The organism is Empedobacter sp. UBA6745 (genome assembly GCF_002453775.1).
GTDB lineage: Bacteria > Bacteroidota > Bacteroidia > Flavobacteriales > Weeksellaceae > Empedobacter > Empedobacter falsenii_C.
Map to the genome: position 1 here is coordinate 1 of NZ_DKHL01000040.1, position 18,519 is coordinate 18,519.

The 18,519-nt window shown below is 30.8% G+C and carries 18 protein-coding genes, 1 rRNA gene and 1 riboswitch; of the genes, 11 read left to right on the top strand and 8 right to left on the bottom strand.

The genetic code is table 11. From position 1 onward, the window contains the following. Positions 1 to 115: 115 nt before the first annotated feature. The gene (locus B4H69_RS11750) at positions 116 to 604 is read left to right on the top strand and encodes a hypothetical protein (RefSeq protein ID WP_180904740.1); all 489 of its coding nucleotides are present in this window, start codon (positions 116 to 118) and stop codon (positions 602 to 604) included. Positions 605 to 649: 45 nt separating this feature from the next. On the opposite strand, the gene B4H69_RS11755 is transcribed toward B4H69_RS11750, so the two are convergent. Then, a complete protein-coding gene (locus B4H69_RS11755; RefSeq protein WP_180904741.1) occupies positions 650 to 1,444 on the bottom strand; it encodes an alpha/beta fold hydrolase in 795 nt (264 codons plus the stop codon). A gap of 958 nt (positions 1,445 to 2,402) precedes the next feature. Beyond that, positions 2,403 to 2,497: riboswitch (SAM-I-IV-variant riboswitch) on the top strand. A gap of 98 nt (positions 2,498 to 2,595) precedes the next feature. On the opposite strand from B4H69_RS11755, the gene B4H69_RS11760 reads away from it, so the two are divergent. From B4H69_RS11760 to B4H69_RS11780, 5 genes are all read left to right on the top strand, one after another. Further along, on the top strand, positions 2,596 to 3,150 hold the full coding sequence (locus B4H69_RS11760) for a hypothetical protein (protein ID WP_180904742.1): 555 nt from the start codon (positions 2,596 to 2,598) through the stop codon (positions 3,148 to 3,150). 48 nt (positions 3,151 to 3,198) lie between these two features. After that, a complete protein-coding gene (locus B4H69_RS11765) occupies positions 3,199 to 3,621 on the top strand; it encodes a PaaI family thioesterase (RefSeq protein WP_180904743.1) in 423 nt (140 codons plus the stop codon). After that, the gene (locus B4H69_RS11770) at positions 3,621 to 4,148 is read left to right on the top strand and encodes a DUF4269 domain-containing protein (RefSeq protein ID WP_185655224.1); all 528 of its coding nucleotides are present in this window, start codon (positions 3,621 to 3,623) and stop codon (positions 4,146 to 4,148) included. Before B4H69_RS11765 ends, B4H69_RS11770 begins: the two co-directional genes overlap by 1 nt. 88 nt (positions 4,149 to 4,236) lie before the next feature. Beyond that, positions 4,237 to 4,692, top strand: coding sequence for a VOC family protein (locus tag B4H69_RS11775; protein ID WP_291094090.1), 456 nt, complete (start codon positions 4,237 to 4,239; stop codon positions 4,690 to 4,692). 312 nt (positions 4,693 to 5,004) lie between these two features. Then, positions 5,005 to 5,919 (top strand): AEC family transporter, encoded by a 915-nt coding sequence (locus B4H69_RS11780; RefSeq protein WP_291094092.1) that lies wholly within the window; start codon positions 5,005 to 5,007, stop codon positions 5,917 to 5,919. A 115-nt stretch (positions 5,920 to 6,034) separates the two neighbouring features. On the opposite strand, the gene B4H69_RS11785 is transcribed toward B4H69_RS11780, so the two are convergent. Next, positions 6,035 to 6,781 (bottom strand): dienelactone hydrolase family protein, encoded by a 747-nt coding sequence (locus tag B4H69_RS11785; RefSeq protein ID WP_291094094.1) that lies wholly within the window; start codon positions 6,779 to 6,781, stop codon positions 6,035 to 6,037. 80 nt (positions 6,782 to 6,861) lie between these two features. On the opposite strand from B4H69_RS11785, the gene B4H69_RS11790 reads away from it, so the two are divergent. Then, positions 6,862 to 7,278 (top strand): DUF2007 domain-containing protein, encoded by a 417-nt coding sequence (locus tag B4H69_RS11790; RefSeq protein WP_115001183.1) that lies wholly within the window; start codon positions 6,862 to 6,864, stop codon positions 7,276 to 7,278. A 59-nt stretch (positions 7,279 to 7,337) separates the two neighbouring features. On the opposite strand, the gene B4H69_RS11795 is transcribed toward B4H69_RS11790, so the two are convergent. The 3 genes from B4H69_RS11795 to B4H69_RS11805 form a co-directional block, all read right to left on the bottom strand. Beyond that, the gene (locus B4H69_RS11795; protein ID WP_115001184.1) at positions 7,338 to 8,336 is read right to left on the bottom strand and encodes a beta-ketoacyl-ACP synthase III; all 999 of its coding nucleotides are present in this window, start codon (positions 8,334 to 8,336) and stop codon (positions 7,338 to 7,340) included. Between the two features lie 176 nt (positions 8,337 to 8,512). After that, positions 8,513 to 9,406, bottom strand: a complete 894-nt coding sequence (locus tag B4H69_RS11800; RefSeq protein WP_291094096.1) for a helix-turn-helix domain-containing protein — start codon at positions 9,404 to 9,406, stop codon at positions 8,513 to 8,515. Between the two features lie 101 nt (positions 9,407 to 9,507). Further along, entirely contained in the window at positions 9,508 to 10,434 is a 927-nt protein-coding gene (locus B4H69_RS11805) for a 2-hydroxyacid dehydrogenase (protein WP_180904747.1), read from the bottom strand. A gap of 141 nt (positions 10,435 to 10,575) precedes the next feature. Here B4H69_RS11805 and B4H69_RS11810 point away from each other — a divergent pair, with 141 nt between their 5' ends. Beyond that, entirely contained in the window at positions 10,576 to 12,603 is a 2,028-nt protein-coding gene (locus B4H69_RS11810) for a M3 family metallopeptidase (protein ID WP_291094099.1), read from the top strand. A gap of 56 nt (positions 12,604 to 12,659) precedes the next feature. On the opposite strand, the gene B4H69_RS11815 is transcribed toward B4H69_RS11810, so the two are convergent. Further along, positions 12,660 to 14,003, bottom strand: coding sequence for an ammonium transporter (locus B4H69_RS11815; protein WP_291094101.1), 1,344 nt, complete (start codon positions 14,001 to 14,003; stop codon positions 12,660 to 12,662). Between the two features lie 212 nt (positions 14,004 to 14,215). Further along, entirely contained in the window at positions 14,216 to 14,740 is a 525-nt protein-coding gene (locus B4H69_RS11820) for a GNAT family N-acetyltransferase (protein WP_038337200.1), read from the bottom strand. A gap of 102 nt (positions 14,741 to 14,842) precedes the next feature. Here B4H69_RS11820 and B4H69_RS11825 point away from each other — a divergent pair, with 102 nt between their 5' ends. The 3 genes from B4H69_RS11825 to B4H69_RS11835 are packed head-to-tail and all read left to right on the top strand — an operon-like array spanning position 14,843 to position 18,120. Then, the gene (locus B4H69_RS11825; RefSeq protein ID WP_291094103.1) at positions 14,843 to 17,026 is read left to right on the top strand and encodes a flippase-like domain-containing protein; all 2,184 of its coding nucleotides are present in this window, start codon (positions 14,843 to 14,845) and stop codon (positions 17,024 to 17,026) included. Next, complete coding sequence (locus B4H69_RS11830; RefSeq protein WP_291094105.1) at positions 17,016 to 17,426, top strand: phosphatidylglycerol lysyltransferase domain-containing protein; 411 nt, start codon at positions 17,016 to 17,018, stop codon at positions 17,424 to 17,426. The genes B4H69_RS11825 and B4H69_RS11830 overlap by 11 nt, the downstream gene beginning before the upstream one ends. Further along, positions 17,416 to 18,120, top strand: a complete 705-nt coding sequence (locus B4H69_RS11835; RefSeq protein ID WP_180904752.1) for an AcvB/VirJ family lysyl-phosphatidylglycerol hydrolase — start codon at positions 17,416 to 17,418, stop codon at positions 18,118 to 18,120. The genes B4H69_RS11830 and B4H69_RS11835 overlap by 11 nt, the downstream gene beginning before the upstream one ends. Positions 18,121 to 18,348: 228 nt before the next feature. On the opposite strand, the gene rrf is transcribed toward B4H69_RS11835, so the two are convergent. Then, a 5S ribosomal RNA gene (gene rrf, locus B4H69_RS11840) occupies positions 18,349 to 18,456 on the bottom strand. Positions 18,457 to 18,519 lie beyond the last annotated feature (63 nt).

Below are 18,519 nucleotides of genomic sequence, written 5' to 3' on the forward strand. Positions count from 1 at the left end.
AACGGTCGAAGAAAACACGAACGAAAGTGGGAGGAAATTTGTTGAATTGTAGTTTTGCAACAAAGGGTTTGATAAGAGATTTTTGGTATATTTGGAAATATTATTGAAAAAAACAATGAAAACTAAATTTACATTAAAAGCATATATGCCTTTATTATTTTCACTTATTTTCTTAATCTTTTTTATCATATTTACTTATTCAGTGTTTACTTCACCATTTTATGATGATAAATTATTTCCAAAAATATTCTTACCTGTATTTTTTTCTTTTGCTACTATTAGTTTCTTTTATGGAGAATTTAGAACTAAATGTATAACAGTAGAATTCATTAATAATGATATAATTGTAGAACGTTTTTTTGGTGTTAAAACTGAAATTTATAAATCATCTGATATAAAAGGATTTAAAGTAAGCCATTTAAGTTCTAATAGTAAAACATACGAATATCTCTATTTATATAAAAATGAAGATAAAATTATTAAAATATCACAATTCTATCACAAAAACTATTTTGAAGTAAAAAGTGAAATCAATGAAAAAATAAAATATCTTGGATATGAAAAGTTGTCATATTTAGATGAATTTAAAGAAATATTTAAATAGTATTTTAAATTCCAAAAAAAAGCTCCTTCTCAGGAGCTTTTTGGATTATGCGACATTATTAATAAACTCTTTTTCGAGGATGCCATCTACTATTTTTTCAACCTCATCGATATTGGCTTTCAATAATTCGTTGTTTTCTATTTGTTCTATTTCATGAAACTGCACATGTTTGTTAAACTCTTGCAGTTTGGCGTAATAACGTTTCAATTCTGCTTTGTTGAACAAGTTTCCGTCCTTCACATAAATCACATGTATCTTCGATTTGATGTATTGCGAAACTTGCAATATATCGCCTCTATTGCGTGATATATCTATCGAATAAAAAATAGATTTCAGGTATTCGCTTTTGGCAGTTGGCTCTTTTACCAACCAATCTGTTGTCTTAGGACTTGCTGCTATCGGAATAATATTCAGCACCTTATTCGGAAACAAACAAGCCATTTCCCACGCTAATCCTCCACCTAAGTCTGCACCAATAATGGCAAAAATCTCGTCTACTTCCAATTCAAATAACGTCAACCAAAACAACACCGCTACATCGCGTGCTGTAATGTGATCGCGTGGAATATAGTCGTACTTTATGGTTTGGGAAACGCCATTTCCAGGAATATCTATACAGATTACCGTATACTCATTAAGATCAATTGCTTTGTTTTTCCCCATGACCCCATCCCAATGATAGGTACAATCTGAATCTCCGTGTAAGGAATGGTTAATCAAAATGACTGGAGCTGTTCCTAATGGAAGTCCAAAAAGTTGAAATGTTACCGAAACATTGTTTAAGATTGTGTTGTCCTCTAAGGGCCAAACTGGGATCGTTAATTGTTGTAAACTTTGCATTGTTTTTAATTTTATATTGGTAATTGTTGTTTTTGTTCAAAAAAAATCCCCATCGAAACTCGACGGGGAAACATAAAATATATTAAAAAATAAAATCTCTTTTTAGTATACATGACTTTCCCACGTCTGGATATTCCAAACCTGTTTGCGAATCGACATATATAAGCACGTAAACTTCATTTTTTAATTACTTTGTTATCCAAATGTATAAAATATTTTTCGGCAAACAATTAATTTTTTCTTAATTATTTGTAAAATTTTCTAAATCTCTATTTATAATAGCGAATTCGAAATATCTCTTGTTGAGAAAGCTTAGATTCTTCATTCCGCTAAAGCTCCATTCTGAATGACAATATGTAAAAAATATCTCCTTGAGGAGATTATAGAGGTGTTTTCTTAATGAGAAGCTGAAATAAATTCAACTTAACAATCTTTATTTTATTAGTTATAGCCTATTCTATAATTTGAATAAAAATTCGTCAATTCGAGTGATTTTTAGAAATGTAATGAATAAAAATTGTATCGAGAATAGAATTTTATCTTTTAAAACCTTATTCTCGATACAAAATTCTAAAAGAATTTCACTCGAATTGACGGTTTATATTGATAAAATTATCAGAATACATAACGGGTTCGTTACATTCTTTTTTATACAGAAGTATAAAAGTCTTGTCACCCTAAACTCATTTTAGGGTCACATCTAATTCAGAACATAAAAATTACAACCACATAGAGACATAGGTTTAACAATGTTGATGAATAGAGATAAATTGAAAAATGAATAAGTGAACTAGTATTACTATATATCTATATGGTAGAATATAAAAAAACAAATCAAGTAATTATTCAAAACTTTCTTCTCGAAACAAAATCCTATTTAGAATATTATTCTAAATAATCTTTTTAAAATAAAATTATTAGAATAGATTACTAGATATTCAATTTTTTATGTAGTTTTACACAGTATTTCGAATCGTAGAAAACGATACCAACCGAGAGGAGTCTCCACGGTGGTAAAACAATACGGGAGTTCATCCAAAAACAACGAAAAATCCCCTATTATCGAAATACAATAATTGTTTTATTTTAACTATTTATTGTATGTCACAAAACATTTCTGAGCTTAATTTAGCTCCTATATCAGATGAAAATTGGTCGATTTTATCAACCAACAATTACCTATTACAGTTCCTGCGCTAAAAGATCATATTGTCGAAGAATTCAAGAGAAGAGGTTTGGATTATCGTCATCTATACAATGTAAAAACAGATGAATTGAATATCAAACTTCCGCTTAGTTTGATTGATGGTTGCTTGTTCGAGCGTAATATTCCCAAACCGCCTTTGGTAGGTAATTTCTACGCTGTTGTACATAGATTGAGAAATTTTTTGCAACATAGCAAAGAATTGAACGGAAAACGTCTTAAAACGTTTCATTATATCTTCGATCAACTTTATTTACCTTATGAATTGATTGATATTATTTCGGAAGATGATGTCAAAAATCTAACTGAAGATGATGTATTTATTACCTTCAAAAACTCGAAACAACATTTCCCGAACGATAAGATTATCAATAAAATTCCGAAAAATAATTTATTGATTACCGTCGACAAAGGGAATTATTACCGCGGTTTGGATAAAGTAATTTTGTCGCATCAAAATACAATTATCAGAGAAGAAAACTTGAATAACGTAACTGCATAACTGAAATTGCTTTCGACAAATCTCTATATTTGTTGAAAGCAATTTTATATGACGTCAGAAAAAAGAGAATTAGTAGAAGCAAGTTTTAATCGTTCGGAAACCTTAAAATTTTATAACGCATCACTTATCGAATGCGAAACAGACTATGTTTCGATTAAGATTCCGAAACAAGAAATGATGACACGTAAACACGGAATGTTTAATGGTGCTATGATTGCTTCTTTGGTTGATGTTTCATCTGGTTATGCTGCTGTTTCTCACTATGACGACGATTGTTATGTGGTAACAGTTGAGTTAAAAGTGAATTATTTACGACCTGCTTTGGGTGATTATTTACTATCAAAAGCCTATGTGATAAAAGGCGGAAAAAAGATAAGCACCATACGCACAGAGATTTTTGTGGTTAACGAAACAACGAACAAAGAAACGCATGCTGCTACTTCTTTGGTAACTATGATGAGAATAAAATGATGCAAAATTTTCTTACCATTGATTATTTAGAACACGGAAATGAAATACAACACAATGTGTTTCATTTGTTGCGCAATCATCAAATTTTAGAAAAACTTGACACATACAAACCTATTGTAGTAGGTACAATTCCGATTGAAATCAATATTGAAAATAGTGACATTGATATTATTGGTGAAACATCTAATTTTGAAAAGGCCACAAATCATTTAACAGAGAATTTTTCTCATTATATTGAATTCAAAATAGATCAATTAATAAACAATAACGAAACTTGTTTGACGTGTAATTTTAGAATTGATACGTTTGAAATTGAGATTTATTTAGAGAATAAGATTCCAACCGAACAAAATGCCTATCGACATATGCTCATTGAGGCGAAACTACTTGAAAAATTTGACGAGTCATTCAAAAACAAAATCATCGAACTTAAAAAGAATGGTTACAAAACTGAACCTGCTTTTGCAAAAGTTCTTGAGTTAAAAGGTAATCCATATCTCGCCTTATTGGAGTATGAAGTAGATTAAACAGTTTTCTTATAACGCGATTAATTAAATCAATTCAACTTGTTACTTTCTTCTTTTTTGTTGATTTACTTTTATAAAAAATAACAAAATGAAAATAAGAGAATTACAATTATATACAAACGAGTTAGAAAAAACGAAATCATTTTATACGACTATTTTAGCTTTTGAGTTAATTGAAGAAAACGAAAATCAGTTTAGTTTACAAGTTGGTTGGACAAGATTAACTTTTATAAAATCGAACGAAGAACATATTTATCATTTCAGTTTTTTAGTTTGTAAAAATCAATTCGAAAAGGCATTTAATTGGATACAAAATAAAACTAAAATCCTAAACACCGATGCTGATCAACATATTGCAAACTTCGAAAATTGGAATGCACAATCTTTTTATTTCTATGATGGAGCTAGAAATCTTGCTGAGATGATTACACATTATAATTTAGCTTATGAGAACGATGTAGAATTTGATCAACATTCTATTTTAGGAATTTCTGAAATTGGTTTACCTACAACTTATATTGAAGCAACTAATCATATATTATAATAGAAAACAACATCTAAATTCTGAAAAGGAGATTTTGATACTTTTGGTACTAATGGCTCAGATGAAGGGAAAATATTATTACTAAATTATTTTATTAAAACAACTTAGTTTCCTACAACTGATACAATAATTCCTGCTCCATTTACAGCTATTTTGGAAAATGAAAATCATTATTCAAAAGTAATTTTAGATAATAATAAATTAAATATATCTAATCTTGCCATTTTATAAAAAATAAGCATTGAATAAAAAGTTATATCTTTAGGGTAAAAAAAAATGGGATTGTAACTTTGCATTCTAAATATCTAAAAAATGGTAAATTTTATATTAATCGCAGTCTGCATAATCGCCGGAATGGTGTTTAAAGCAACAAAATCTATACATCCTGATGCACATAAAGGGATCAATACATGGATTTTATATCTAGCTTTACCAGCAGTCTCGTTTAAGTATTTACCAAAAGTAGAATGGTCGCAAGAAATGTTATTTCCTATCTTTTCTACTGTCATTATAGCCGTTGGAAGTTTATTTTACATGAAATTCTACAGCAAAGCAAAAGGCTATTCGGAGCGTTCGAGAAGAACATTGGAATTGGCAAGCGGCTATAGCAATACCTCTTTTATTGGTTTCCCTTTGATCTCAGCATTTTATGGAGAAAAATATTTAAGTATTGCGATTATTTGTGATCAAACCATGTTTTTGTGCTTATCAACCATCGGAATAGTTTCTGCATTAAAAGGAGGAAGTAATGGATCTGGAGCAATAGATTCTAAATTTATCTTGAAAAGATTATTTACTTTCCCCCCATTTTTGGGTTGTATCAGTGCATTGATTTTATCTCAATTTATCGACTTATCTCCTGCCGAACCATTCTTCGATAAATTAGCTGCAACTGTAGGTCCGTTGGCTTTATTTTCAGTTGGACTGCAATTAAAGTTTAATGGTTGGAGAAAATTATGGTCACAGATTTCGATGTCTATGGTTTACAAATTAATGATTGCGCCTGCAGTTGTAATGCTTTTAGCCATCGTAATTGGAATAAAAGGTGATGTGGCTAAAATCTCTATTTTTGAAGCTGCAATGCCTACTTTAGTGACATCGAGTATTATTTCGGAACAATTTAAACTCAACACCAAACTAACCAATTTGATTATTGGTATCAGTATTATTGTAGGCTTTTTTACAGCTGCTTTTTGGTATGAAATGATACAATTGTTTATTCAGTAGATTTACATATTACGGTTTTTATTAAAATTGTATCGAGAATTAAGATAAATTTTATCTTCTAAAACCTTATTCTCGATACAAAATTCTAAAAATAATTTCACTAGAATTGACGGTTTTATTTCAATACTTCTTCTAAAAACAATAATGTATGTTTCCAAGCTCTATCTGCCATTAATTTATTGTAATCAGGTGATTCTGGATTGGTAAACGTGTGTTTTGAATTTGCGTAAGTAATCATTTGCCAATCTGTTTTTCCTTCGTTCATTTCAATTACTAAATTCGAAATATCTTCGGGTTTTACAGATTCATCTTCAGCAGGATGTTCAATCAAAACTTTTGTTTTAAGAGGAATATTTTTTCGAGCCAAATCTTTTGCTAATCCACCATGAATAGAAACAACGCCCACAACAGGCAATTGCGCACGAGCAGCTTCTAATGCGCCTGTTCCTCCAAAACAATAACCAATTACAGCAATTTTACTTGGATCTGCACCAGCTTTGATTAACTCTTTCAACGCTAAATCAATTCGTTTTTGATAAGCTACATAATCAGACTTGTATTTTCCTGCTATTTTAGCCGCTTCCGCATTATCTTTCGGATTGTTTCCTTCTCCATAAATATCTGCAACAAACGCAATATAGCCTTCTTTTGCTAAATCTATTGCAGCTTGTTTTGCTTCGTTATCAGCACCTTTCCAAGCGGGTAAAATCAAAACTCCTGGACTTTTCTTTGTTGTGTTATCAGTTACTAAACCGTTCAATTTTTGCGTACCATCTTTATAAGCAACTTGTTTTAGGTTTTGCGCATGTGTCGTATTCATCATCAATACAATTAAAAATAAACATTGAATTACATTTTTCATCTACTAAAAAATTTAAGACATTAAGATAAAAAGAACTAATTTTATATCGGATATTGAATTGAATATTTAACACAATTAGCATGGAACTTATTACATTAAAAACATTTGAAAGCCCTATTGAAGCACATATTTTACGTTCGAAATTAGAAAGTGAACAAATTGATGCTTTTGTTTTTGATGAACATTCGGTTGGGATGAATCAGTTTTTATCGAATGCAATTGGTGGTGTGAAAGTAAAAATTAAGAAAGAAGATACTGATCGTGCCATGAAAGTTTTAGAAGAAATTGATGCTTCAAATTACACCAATGATTTGGATGAAATTCTTGTTTGTCCAAAATGTGGAAGCAATGAGTATTACAGCAATTACAAGTCAATGAAAGGTGGAAAAGGCTTACTTTCTTTATTATCTTCTATCATATTTTGGGTCTACCCTATTTACTACAAAAACGTGTTCAAATGTAAGAAGTGTGGTGAAGAATTTAATGGTTTACAATAAAAAAAAGAACGACAAGAAATTGCCGTTCTTTATGAACAAAAATATATGATTTTTATTGATTAAATTGTCCAACGCAATAAGCTTGCACCCCAAGAGAAACCTGCGCCAAAGGCTGTCAACATCAATAAATCTCCTTTCTTTAATTTTGATGTATTTTCCCAAATACATAACGGAATCGTCGCTGCAATTGTGTTTCCGTAATTCTCAATATTGATTAAAGTTTTACCTTCTTCAATATTAATTTCATTACCAACAGCGTCAATAATTCGTTTATTTGCTTGATGCGGAACCAACCAATTTACATCTTCTACAGAAAAATCGTTGCGTTTCAAAACATTGACACACGTATCACTCATCGATTGAATTGCATTTTTGAATACAATTTTCCCATCTTGTCTAATGTAACGTTTTTCATCAACCAACAACTGTGAACTCGCTGGATACAGAGAACCACCTCCTTCTATATTCAAGAATTCTTTTCCTGTTCCGTTACTCTGTAACAAAGCGTCTAAAATTCCTTCTTCGTTTGTAGGCTCTAACCAAACTACTCCAGCTCCATCTCCAAACAAAATATTTGTCGAACGATCTTTGATGTCTACATACGCGCTGATTTTATCAGCACCAATTACCAAAACATTTTTGTAACGTCTGCTTTCAATCAACGAAGCGCCCATGTCCAACGCGTACAAAAATCCAGAACAAGCTGCATTCATATCAAATGCCCAAACATTCTCTATTCCTAACTTTTCGCATACAATATTCGCTGTAGCAGGCATCAACATATCTGGTGTAGAAGTCGCAACAATCAACGCATCAACATCTTTGATGTCTTTTTTGTATGTATCAATTAAATTCTGAATTGCACTAACCGCCATATCAGAAGTCGCTAAACCTTCCTCTAAAATACGACGTTCTTTAATTCCCGTTCTTTTTACAATCCATTCATCAGAAGTGTCTGTAATCTTTTCTAAATCGGAATTAGTTCGTTTATTCTCTGGCACATAACCACCGATTGCTGAAATATGTGCAAATATTTTTTTTGTAAAATCTACCACCATAAAATTCTTTTCATTCAAATTTCATGTATCGATTATCTACTAAAAGACGCATCAATTAAAATTTGAGCAACAAAGGTCTATCCAATTTAACAAATTAGTTAGCGAAATAAACGTAATAATATGTCAAAAAGACGTTTTTAGAAAGTTTTCACATTTGCATTGATTTACATCAATTATTAGTTAGAAGCGATGAAAGTTGTTGGCGAAACACCTGCATAATTTTTGAAAAATTTACTAAAAACTGAGGTGTCTATAAAATTTAATTCTGTCACAACATCAGAAACACTATATTTTGGGTTCTTTAGCAAGACCTTTGCTTCTAAGACAATGGCTTCGGCAATGATTTGTTTAGGCGATTTATTAAAGACTTCAACGATAATTTTGGTTAAATGCTTACGACTAATAAACATTTCATCTGCATAAAACTGTACATTACGCTGACGACGAAAATGAGTTGAAACTAAATACAAAAACTGTTTAGCTAATTCCTCCTTTCTGACTTCTTTCGTAGTACTTTTTGCCATTACAGCTTGGTTGTAGTAATTTCCCATCTCGTACATCAAGACCGAAAAATGATGTAAAACCAAATCTTTTGCAAAAATATTTTCGTTCTTGATGGTGTATTTACTAATCTTGTTCAAATTGTAACGCATATCACGTACAATCTTTTTATCTAAAGAAATGATTTTAGGATATTTAGACGACAAAAACTCTACTAAACTATTGGATTTCACGTGAAAACCAGCTTCAATAATCAAATCTGAATCAATGAAGATTGCTTGAACAGCAAAATCAACCGAGTGTTCTATAATCTCGAACAACTGACCTGGAAGAACCACAATAATATCATCACGCTTAATTAACGTTGGTTCTAAATTTACTGTGATTTCACATGTTCCTGCAGTAATTAAAATCAACCCAAGCGACGTAAACTTATAAGGTTTTCGTTTTACAAAATAATAATTGTTTTCAGGACCTACGTCAAAGATTGCTAACCGACGATCAGTTGCTTCTTCTTTGTAAGTTCTTAAAATATTATCAATTGAATAAAGTTGAATATAATCACTCATTTTTAGCTTTTATTTTTTCGAATACAATGTTAAAAGATTTTTTTGACAAGTAAAAACGTAAATGCGTCTTTTTAACAAAATCTTACGTCATTTTGGTATATCTAATATCCCCTTTCTAATGAAACTTCATTCAATAAAGTCTCGTTATTTTTCATTCTGTTGTAGTTATCTGCAACTTGTTTTAGAGCTGTTGTTGCATTTGTAACACTCGCAATATGAGGTGTTACATAAACATTTTCATTCGACCAAAAGGGGTGATTTTCAGGTAAAGGTTCCTCTATAAAAACATCTAAATACGCCTCTTTTATTTGTTTTTCTTCTATTGCAATTAATAAATCCTTTTCGTCCAAATGTGCTCCACGACCAACATTAACCAAAACTGTATGAGCTGAACATTCTTTAAAAAAGTCTTTATTCAAAATACCTTCTGTATCACCTGTCAAAGGCAAAATATTGACAATAAAATTAGTTTTAGAAATTGCAACATTCAAGCCTTCTTTTCCAGCAAAAGATTCTACTCCATTTATATTTTTAGGCGAATTCGACCAACCTTTGACTTGAAAACCTAAAGCAACAAATTGCTCTGCTACTAACTTTCCGATTTCACCTAATCCTAAAATTGTAATTGTTGTTTCCTTGATATTTTGATAAGTAGTAGGTTTCCATTCTTTACGAACTTGATCTTTATAATACGTCAACAAATTTTTCATTGAAGTCATAACACAAGCCAAAACATGTTCAAACATTTCTTGTTTCAAAGCAGGATCAACAATACGTGACACCTTTATTGAATCTGGAATTTTGGTATGCAACAAATGGTCAATTCCTGCTCCAACAGATTGTACAACTTTTAGATTTGGAAATTCAGCCACATAATTTCTGTGCGGTTTCCAAGTTGCAATAAATTCTACATCATCTGAATTTGAGATATTTGGATAAACTTCAACTTTCGTATCTGGCAACAATTCTTGTAAATTTCTTTGCCATTCTTCTGTTGGTTTTTGATTGAATATTAAGGCTACACTCATAATTGTTTACTTTTAAAACAAATGTAAATAACTCTAAATTAATCACACATTAAATTTGACGATTTGTCAGATTTCTTACATTTGGATTAGAATTTGAAAGAGTTCAAACAAATATATTTTAACTAAAAAAATACACTATAAATGGCAAATCCGTTATTAGAAAAATTTGAAACACCTTTTGAAAGTGCTCCTTTTTCTAAAATCAAAAATGAAGATTACAAACCTGCTTTTATCCAAGCAATTGAAGGGGCGAAAGCAGAAATAGATGCAATTACTGCGAATCCTGAAGCGCCAACTTTTGCAAATACAATTGAAGCAATGGAACTTTCTGGTGAAAAATTAGGACGAATTTCTTCTATTTTCTTCAACCTTAATTCGGCTGAAACGAATGATGAAATTCAAGAAATTGCACAAGAAGTTTCGCCTTTATTATCTGAATTTGGAAATGATGTTCGCTTAAATCAAGATTTATTTGAACGAATTAAAGTCGTTTATAATCAAAAGGATTCGTTGAATTTAACCGATGAACAAGCTTATTTATTAGAAAAAAAATACAAAGGTTTTTCGAGAAATGGTGCAAATCTAAACGAAGAAGACAAAAATAAATTACGCGAAATCGACAAACAACTTTCGATGTTATCGTTGCAATTTGGACAAAATGTTTTAGCTGAAACTAATGCATACGAATTGATTATTACAGATGAAAATGATTTGAAAGGTTTGCCTCAATATGCAATTGATCATGCAAAAGCCGATGCTGAACAAAAAAATCACGAAGGTTGGTTGATTACGTTGCAAGCACCAAGCTATATTCCGTTTATGCAATACGCAGAAAACCGTGAATTAAGAGAGAAATTGTTTAGAGCAAATGGTGTAAAAGCTTATCAAAATAATGAATTTAACAACGAAGAAAATGTCAAAAACATTGTAAAACTTCGTCACGAACGTGCTAAAATATTAGGTTATAAAACGCATGCTGATTATGTTTTGGAAGAACGTATGGCAAAAACACCTACGACAGTTTTAGATTTCTTGAATGATTTATTAACGAAAGCAAAACCGTTTGCAGAAAAAGAAATTGAAGAATTAACTGCATTTGCAAAAGAAATTGATGGGATTGAAATATTGCAACGTTGGGATCATGCGTATTATGCTGAAAAATTAAAACAGAAAAAATTCAGTCTTTCTGACGAAGAATTGAAACCTTATTTTCAGTTAGAAAATGTGATTCAAGGAGCTTTTGATGTGGCAACAAAATTATATGGAATTACATTTAAAGAAATTCATAATATTGATAAATACAACGATGAAGTAACAACTTATGAAGTTCTAGATAAAAATGGTGCGTTCTTAAGTTTATTGTATGCAGACTTTTTCCCGCGTGCAGGAAAACGCCCTGGTGCTTGGATGACAAGTTATAGAGAAGCTTCTAATGTGAATGGAAATACCAAACGTCCGCACGTTTCGATTGTTTGTAATTTTACAAAACCAACGAAAGACACACCATCTTTATTGACATTTCAGGAAGTAACAACATTGTTCCACGAATTTGGACATGCGCTACACGGAATGTTACCAAATACAACGTACGAAAGTCTTTCTGGAACAAATGTTTATTGGGATTTTGTTGAATTACCCTCTCAATTTTACGAAAACTTCTGTTACGAACCAGAAGCTTTAAAATTATTTGCAAAACATTATCAAACAGGAGAAATTATTCCGCAAGAATTAATTGAAAAAGTAAAAGCTTCTTCAAGTTTTATGGAAGGTTATCAAACTGTTCGTCAATTGAGTTTTGGATTATTGGATATGGCTTATCATGCAAATGATTTGGCTGAAATTAATGATTTACAACAATTTGAAAAAGAAACGTTCAAACAAACAGAGTTGTATCCAGAAATTGATAAAAATATGATGAGTACATCCTTCTCACATATTTTTCAAGGTGGATATTCATCTGGTTATTATTCATATAAATGGGCCGAAGTTTTGGATGCAGATGCCTTTGCATTTTTCCAAGAAACTGGAATTTTCAATCCAGAAACAGCTCAAAAATTCTATAAACTTTTATCATCTGGTGGAACTGTAGAACCGATGAAACTGTACGAAGAATTTAGAGGTCATAAACCAACAGCAGACGCTTTATTAAAGCGCGCTGGATTAATATAAACTGAAAATCCGACTACTTAAAAGTAGTCGGATTTTTTTATAATACTATTGTTTAATTAATGCAAACTTTCCTCGTGTTGCGACAAATCTAAGCCTTCGAACTCCGCTCTATCACTCACTCGTAAGTGAATCATTTTATCTGTAATATAAAATAAAGCAATCGCACCAAAAAAAGTAAATAACGAAACAAGCAACAAAGCAATCATATGATGTACAAACACGTGTACCCCGCCATGTAACAAACTCGCATTTTCTCCATGTGCAAAAATAGCTGTCAAAATCATTCCCATGATTCCCCCGACTCCATGACATGCAAAAACATCTAGAGTATCGTCAACTCTTTTTAACACTTTCCAATGAACCATTACATTTGAGACAATAGCAGTTATAAAGCCAAAAAATATACTTTCAGGAAGTGTAACAAACCCACAAGCTGGAGTGATTGCTACTAATCCAACTACAGCCCCTATACAAGCTCCCATAGCAGAAACGCTACGACCATTAATTCTATCAAAAAGTATCCATGTCATCATTCCTGAAGCAGAAGCAATTGTTGTTGTTCCGAAAGCTAAAGCTGCTGTGGCATTTGCTCCCAAAGCTGAACCAGCATTGAAACCAAACCATCCGAACCATAACATTCCTGTTCCAAGCATAACAAATGGAATATTTGCAGGTTTGTGTTCTCTGTTTTTACGTTTACCTATCACCAAAGCTCCTGCCAATGCTGCAAATCCAGCACTCATATGAACAACAGTTCCTCCAGCGAAATCTTTTACTCCAAAATATTTATTCAATAAACCTTCTGGATGCCAAACCATATGACAAAGCGGTGTGTAAATGATTAAGCTAAATAAAATCATAAATAACAAATATGAAATAAAACGCACTCTTTCGGCAAAAGAACCAGTTACAAGCGCTGGTGTAATGACTGCAAATTTCATTTGAAACAATGCAAATAAGACAAATGGAATTGTAGATGCCATGTCTTTGTGTGGAAATGCTCCAACATGATTAAAAAATGGATAACTTAGAGGATTACCGATAATTCCGTAATGTTCTCCATTTATTGTAAAACCAATTGAATCACCAAAAGACAGTGAAAACCCAACTACAACCCACAAAATCGAAATCACACCTAAGGCAATAAAACTTTGCAACATGGTAGAAATAACATTTCGTTTACCTACCATTCCACCATAAAAAAATGATAAACCTGGCGTCATCAATAACACCAATCCTGCAGCTGCTAAAATCCAGGCAACATCTGAATTTACAATATTTTCTTCACTAAGGAATTCTCCTGTATTTGGAATATCTACAACTGGTTTCCAAAATAATCCAGCTAATGCAACTAGCGTTATAATTGCAAAAGCTACTTTCCATTTTAATCCAACTTTCATAAGTTTTTAATTTTAACCCTATCAAAATTAGATTATTTTTAAATAAAATCATTTATTTTTAATCACACCCTATAAAAATAAGGGGTTAAAATATTAATTTTACATTTTAAACATAATTACCCTATGTAAATTCATAAAAAAAGATTCCAAAAAAGGAATCTTTTTATCAATTTGATTATTTAGTTTTTATAAATTCTATCTGAAATCTTCAATTATGTTAAATCCTGAATAATTTTCTGAAAAGCTTTTCTTGGGCTTCCATCAAAATAAACTTCGCCACAATAGTGATAACCTAACTTTTCAAAAACACGCAACATTCCTACATTGTCAAAATTTGTATCAACTTTTATAGTATGTATGTTTTTTGAAATAGCAACCTTCTCTATTTCTGTCATCGCCCAAGTTCCCAAACCTTTTATCTTAATATCTTGCGCAACAGCCAATCGATGAATCACAATATATGGATCATCATTCAACCATTGTCCTTCAATTGCTGTATAAGCAGGTTCTATTTCATCAATAATTGCAACATATCCAATGATTAAATTTTGATTATTGGTAAAAACATAACCAAAACCATTGGAAATATCGTTATTCACAACAGTCATATTAGGATAACCATTTTGCCACTGATTACTTCCTTCCTCCTTTCTTTTCTGAATCGCTTGCTGCAAAATCTCCCAAATTCTATCCGCATCACTCAAATTAGCTTGACGTAAATTTAATTCAGTCTCCATATCTTATTTTTATTTTCAATATAAGAGATTTTTAAGCAAATCATAAGTTTTGATGTTTAATTTTTTGATAAATTGATAGAACTAAATCAACGTCATACCAAAATGAAATTTCCACAAACTATAAAAAATATAAAAATCCCTTGGCAACAAGTTTTAGCGGGACTTATTCTACTGCTTGCATTTGTATTTTTCAGAAGCGAACGCAAAGAAATGATGCAAATTATTCCGAGTATCCAAAGCGCAAAACCTATTTGGCTGTTGATCGGTTTCGGAATTACGCTTCTCTATATTTCGCTGCAAGCCGCAATGTATATTACAAGTTTCAAAGCGGTTGGCTTATCTCTTAAATTTTGGGACGCTGTCAATTTATTTCTCAAACGAAATTTTATCAGTGTTTTTCTACCAGCGGGCGGAATTAGTTCTTTGGCTTATTTACCCAAACAAATCAAAAAGCAACAATTTGAAACAAATAAAATCATTCAAGCGAGTTCTATTTATGGTTTTATTGGGTTATTAACGGTTTTCATCATTGGCGTTCCCATCATTATTTATAGTATTTACGTCAACAAATACTTTAATGATTCGTGGATATCATTGGTTATTTTGGGTATAATTTTAATTCTGGTTTATTTCATTTATAACTCATTCAAAACCAAAAATAAATTCTATCAAATTATAGAAAATAAATTTCCAAAGATTACAGAAGAAATCAATCCAATTTTTGAAGCTTCTTTGGACAGAAAAAATATTAATCTCACAATTCTAATTTCGACAATCATCGAAATTACTGGGATTTTACACGTCTACATCGCAATGTTAGCGTTAGGCATTCAACCCACTTTTGATGCAGCAGCTTTGGCGTATACAATTTCTGTTTTATTGATGATTATTTCGCCATTTTTGAGAGGTTTGGGCGCTGTAGAATTTACGATGGTGTATATTTTAACACAATTTGGTTATTCTCACAATCAAGGTTTAGCGACAACTTTATTGTATCGCGTTTTCGAATTTTGGCTGCCTTTAGGTTTTGGATGTTTGAGTTTTATGTGGCGCGGAAGAAAACTATTTGCACGAATTTTTCCTGCTGTTATGATTTTTACATTAGGAATGATTAATATAATTTCAGTCATCACTCCTCCTCTTGCAGAACGTTTGCATTTCGAAAAATTATATTTACCAACCGAATTCATGCATCTTTCCAAATTGATGATTCTATTTGTTGGAATTGCCTTATTGATTACTTCATCTTATCTCATCAAAGGTTTGAAATCTGCTTGGGTTTTTGCCTTAGTATTTGCCATACTATCATTTTTCGGTAATATATTCAAAGCATTAGATTACGAAGAAGCTGGATTCGCATTTTTGTCCATCGTACTATTAATTTACAGCAGGAATCAATACCCATTGAAAACAAATTTGAAACGATTAAGACAAGGATTCTCAATTTTCTTATTGGCATTTTTTGCGATTTTTATTTTCAATGTTTTAAGTTTTTATTTCATTGATAAACGACATTTTGGAGTAGATTTCTCTTGGAATCAAGCTTTTTATTATACATTTCAAAACTTCTTATTATTCAGTGAAAACAATTTAGTTCCGAGAACAACCTTTGCCAAAGATTTCAAAGACATCAATATCTTTTTTGGATTTAGTTCTTGGATATTATTGATTTTAGCATTTTTTAGAGCTAAAAATTATAACACAAAAGATATTCAGGATTATGAAGAAGCAGAAGAAATTATCGAAAAATATGGAAATTCAGCATTAGATTATTTTAAATTAATGGATGATAAAACACTTTATTTTTCTTCAAATATTAATGGTTTTGTTGCGTATAAAATCGGTTTAAATTTTGCTATTGTTTTGGATAATGTCGTTTGTGATACAAAGTATAAATCAGATTTAATTTCAGAATTCGAAAATTATTGTAGAACAAAAGGTTTGAAAACTGCGTATTATAGAGTTTCGGAAAATGATTTAATTGATTTCAAAAAGTTTAAAAAACAACATTTATTAATTGGACAAGAAGGAATTATTGAGGTTGATTCCTTTAATCTTCAAGGAAAAGAACGTAAATCGATGCGAAATGCATTGAATACTTTAGAGAAAAAAGGTTTTAAAACAGAGGTTATTCTACCTCCTTTGACAGAAGAATTTTTAAATGAAATTGAATCTGTTTCAAATGAGTGGTTAAAGGAATTTGATAAAAAAGAAATTGTATTTGCTGAAGGAAAATTTGAACAGAGAAATATTAAAAAATCAGACTATTATTGCATTGAGAAATGAAGAAAATAAAGTAGTAACATTTCTGAATGTGATACCAGATTATGCAAAAGATGAAATGACTTACGATTTGTTTCGCAGAACTGTTGATTCGCCAAATGGTAGTATGGATGCGGTGATAATTGCATTAATTAATCACGCCAAAGAAAATCAAAAGAAATACATCAACATTGGTTTGACTCCATTAGCTGGTTTAGATAAACCAAATAATATTGCAGAACAACTAATGAAATTTGCTTATCAACGAATTGGGACGTTTAAACAATATCAAACAATGCGCAATTTCAAGGAAAAATACGCCAATTATTGGATCAATAAATACATCATTTATGCTAATGAAGTGGAACTTCTTCAACTTCCACAAGCGTTAAATAAAGTTATGAAACCTCAAGATGAAAACTAAATATTTCATATTATTTGGATTGATTATCACTACAATTGGTTTGTATATCATACGTACAAAAGGAGATGATATAGATATCAAAGATCCTTTACCGCTTAAAATATGGGAGAATAAAAATGAAACTAAACCTATCTTGTTTTATTTAAGTGGAGATGCTGGATTAGGACCTTTTTCAAAATCAATTTGTAAAAATCTTTATCAGAAAGGTTATGATATTTATGCATTAAATTCTAAAGTTTACTTTTGGCACGAAAGAGACTCTAAAAAAACTGCAGAAATATTAGCTCAATTTTTAGAAGAAAAGCTCAAACATCACAAAAATCAAGAAGTTGTATTTATCGGCTATTCTTTTGGTGCTGATGCGATTCCGTTTATTATCAATCAATTTCCTACAAAAACCAAAAACAGAATTCATCAACTTATTCTTTTAGATCCGTATGAAACAGCTGATCTTGAGATTCATTATAAAAATTTAATTTTTGAAAATGTAAGCGGAAAATGGAATACAATCCCAGAAATTAATCAACTTCCTAACCTGCATTTATCTATTATTTTAAGTGATTATGGAAAAAATTATCCCTTTAATAAAATTACTTTAACCAATAAAAACATAATCTCTTTGGGTGGTAATCATCACTTTAACCGAAATTATCAAAAAGTAACTGAGACTATTATCAAGCAACTAAGTAATTAATCATTAAATAAGAAAATATTCATTTAACATAATTACATCTTAAAATGTTCGGATTTTTTTTGATTTAAAACCTTCAAGCTCTCTTTTAATTTGTTAATCCTAAAATAAGAATGAAACTTAATCCTGATATTTAATTGAATGATTTAAAAATTATTATAATACTTTCTAGTTAACTAAAAATTTAAAACATAAAAAACCTCAAGAAATAAATCTTGAGGTTTAAATAAAAACTGGCGATGACCTACTCTCCCGCAATAGCAGTACCATTGGCACTGAAAGGCTTAACTTCTCTGTTCGGAATGGGAAGAGGTGAGCCCTTTCGTAATAATCACCCTAATATTTTTGTATTTTTAATCAGGTTTACATCCTAATGATTCGATAAAAAAGCCTCAAGAAAAT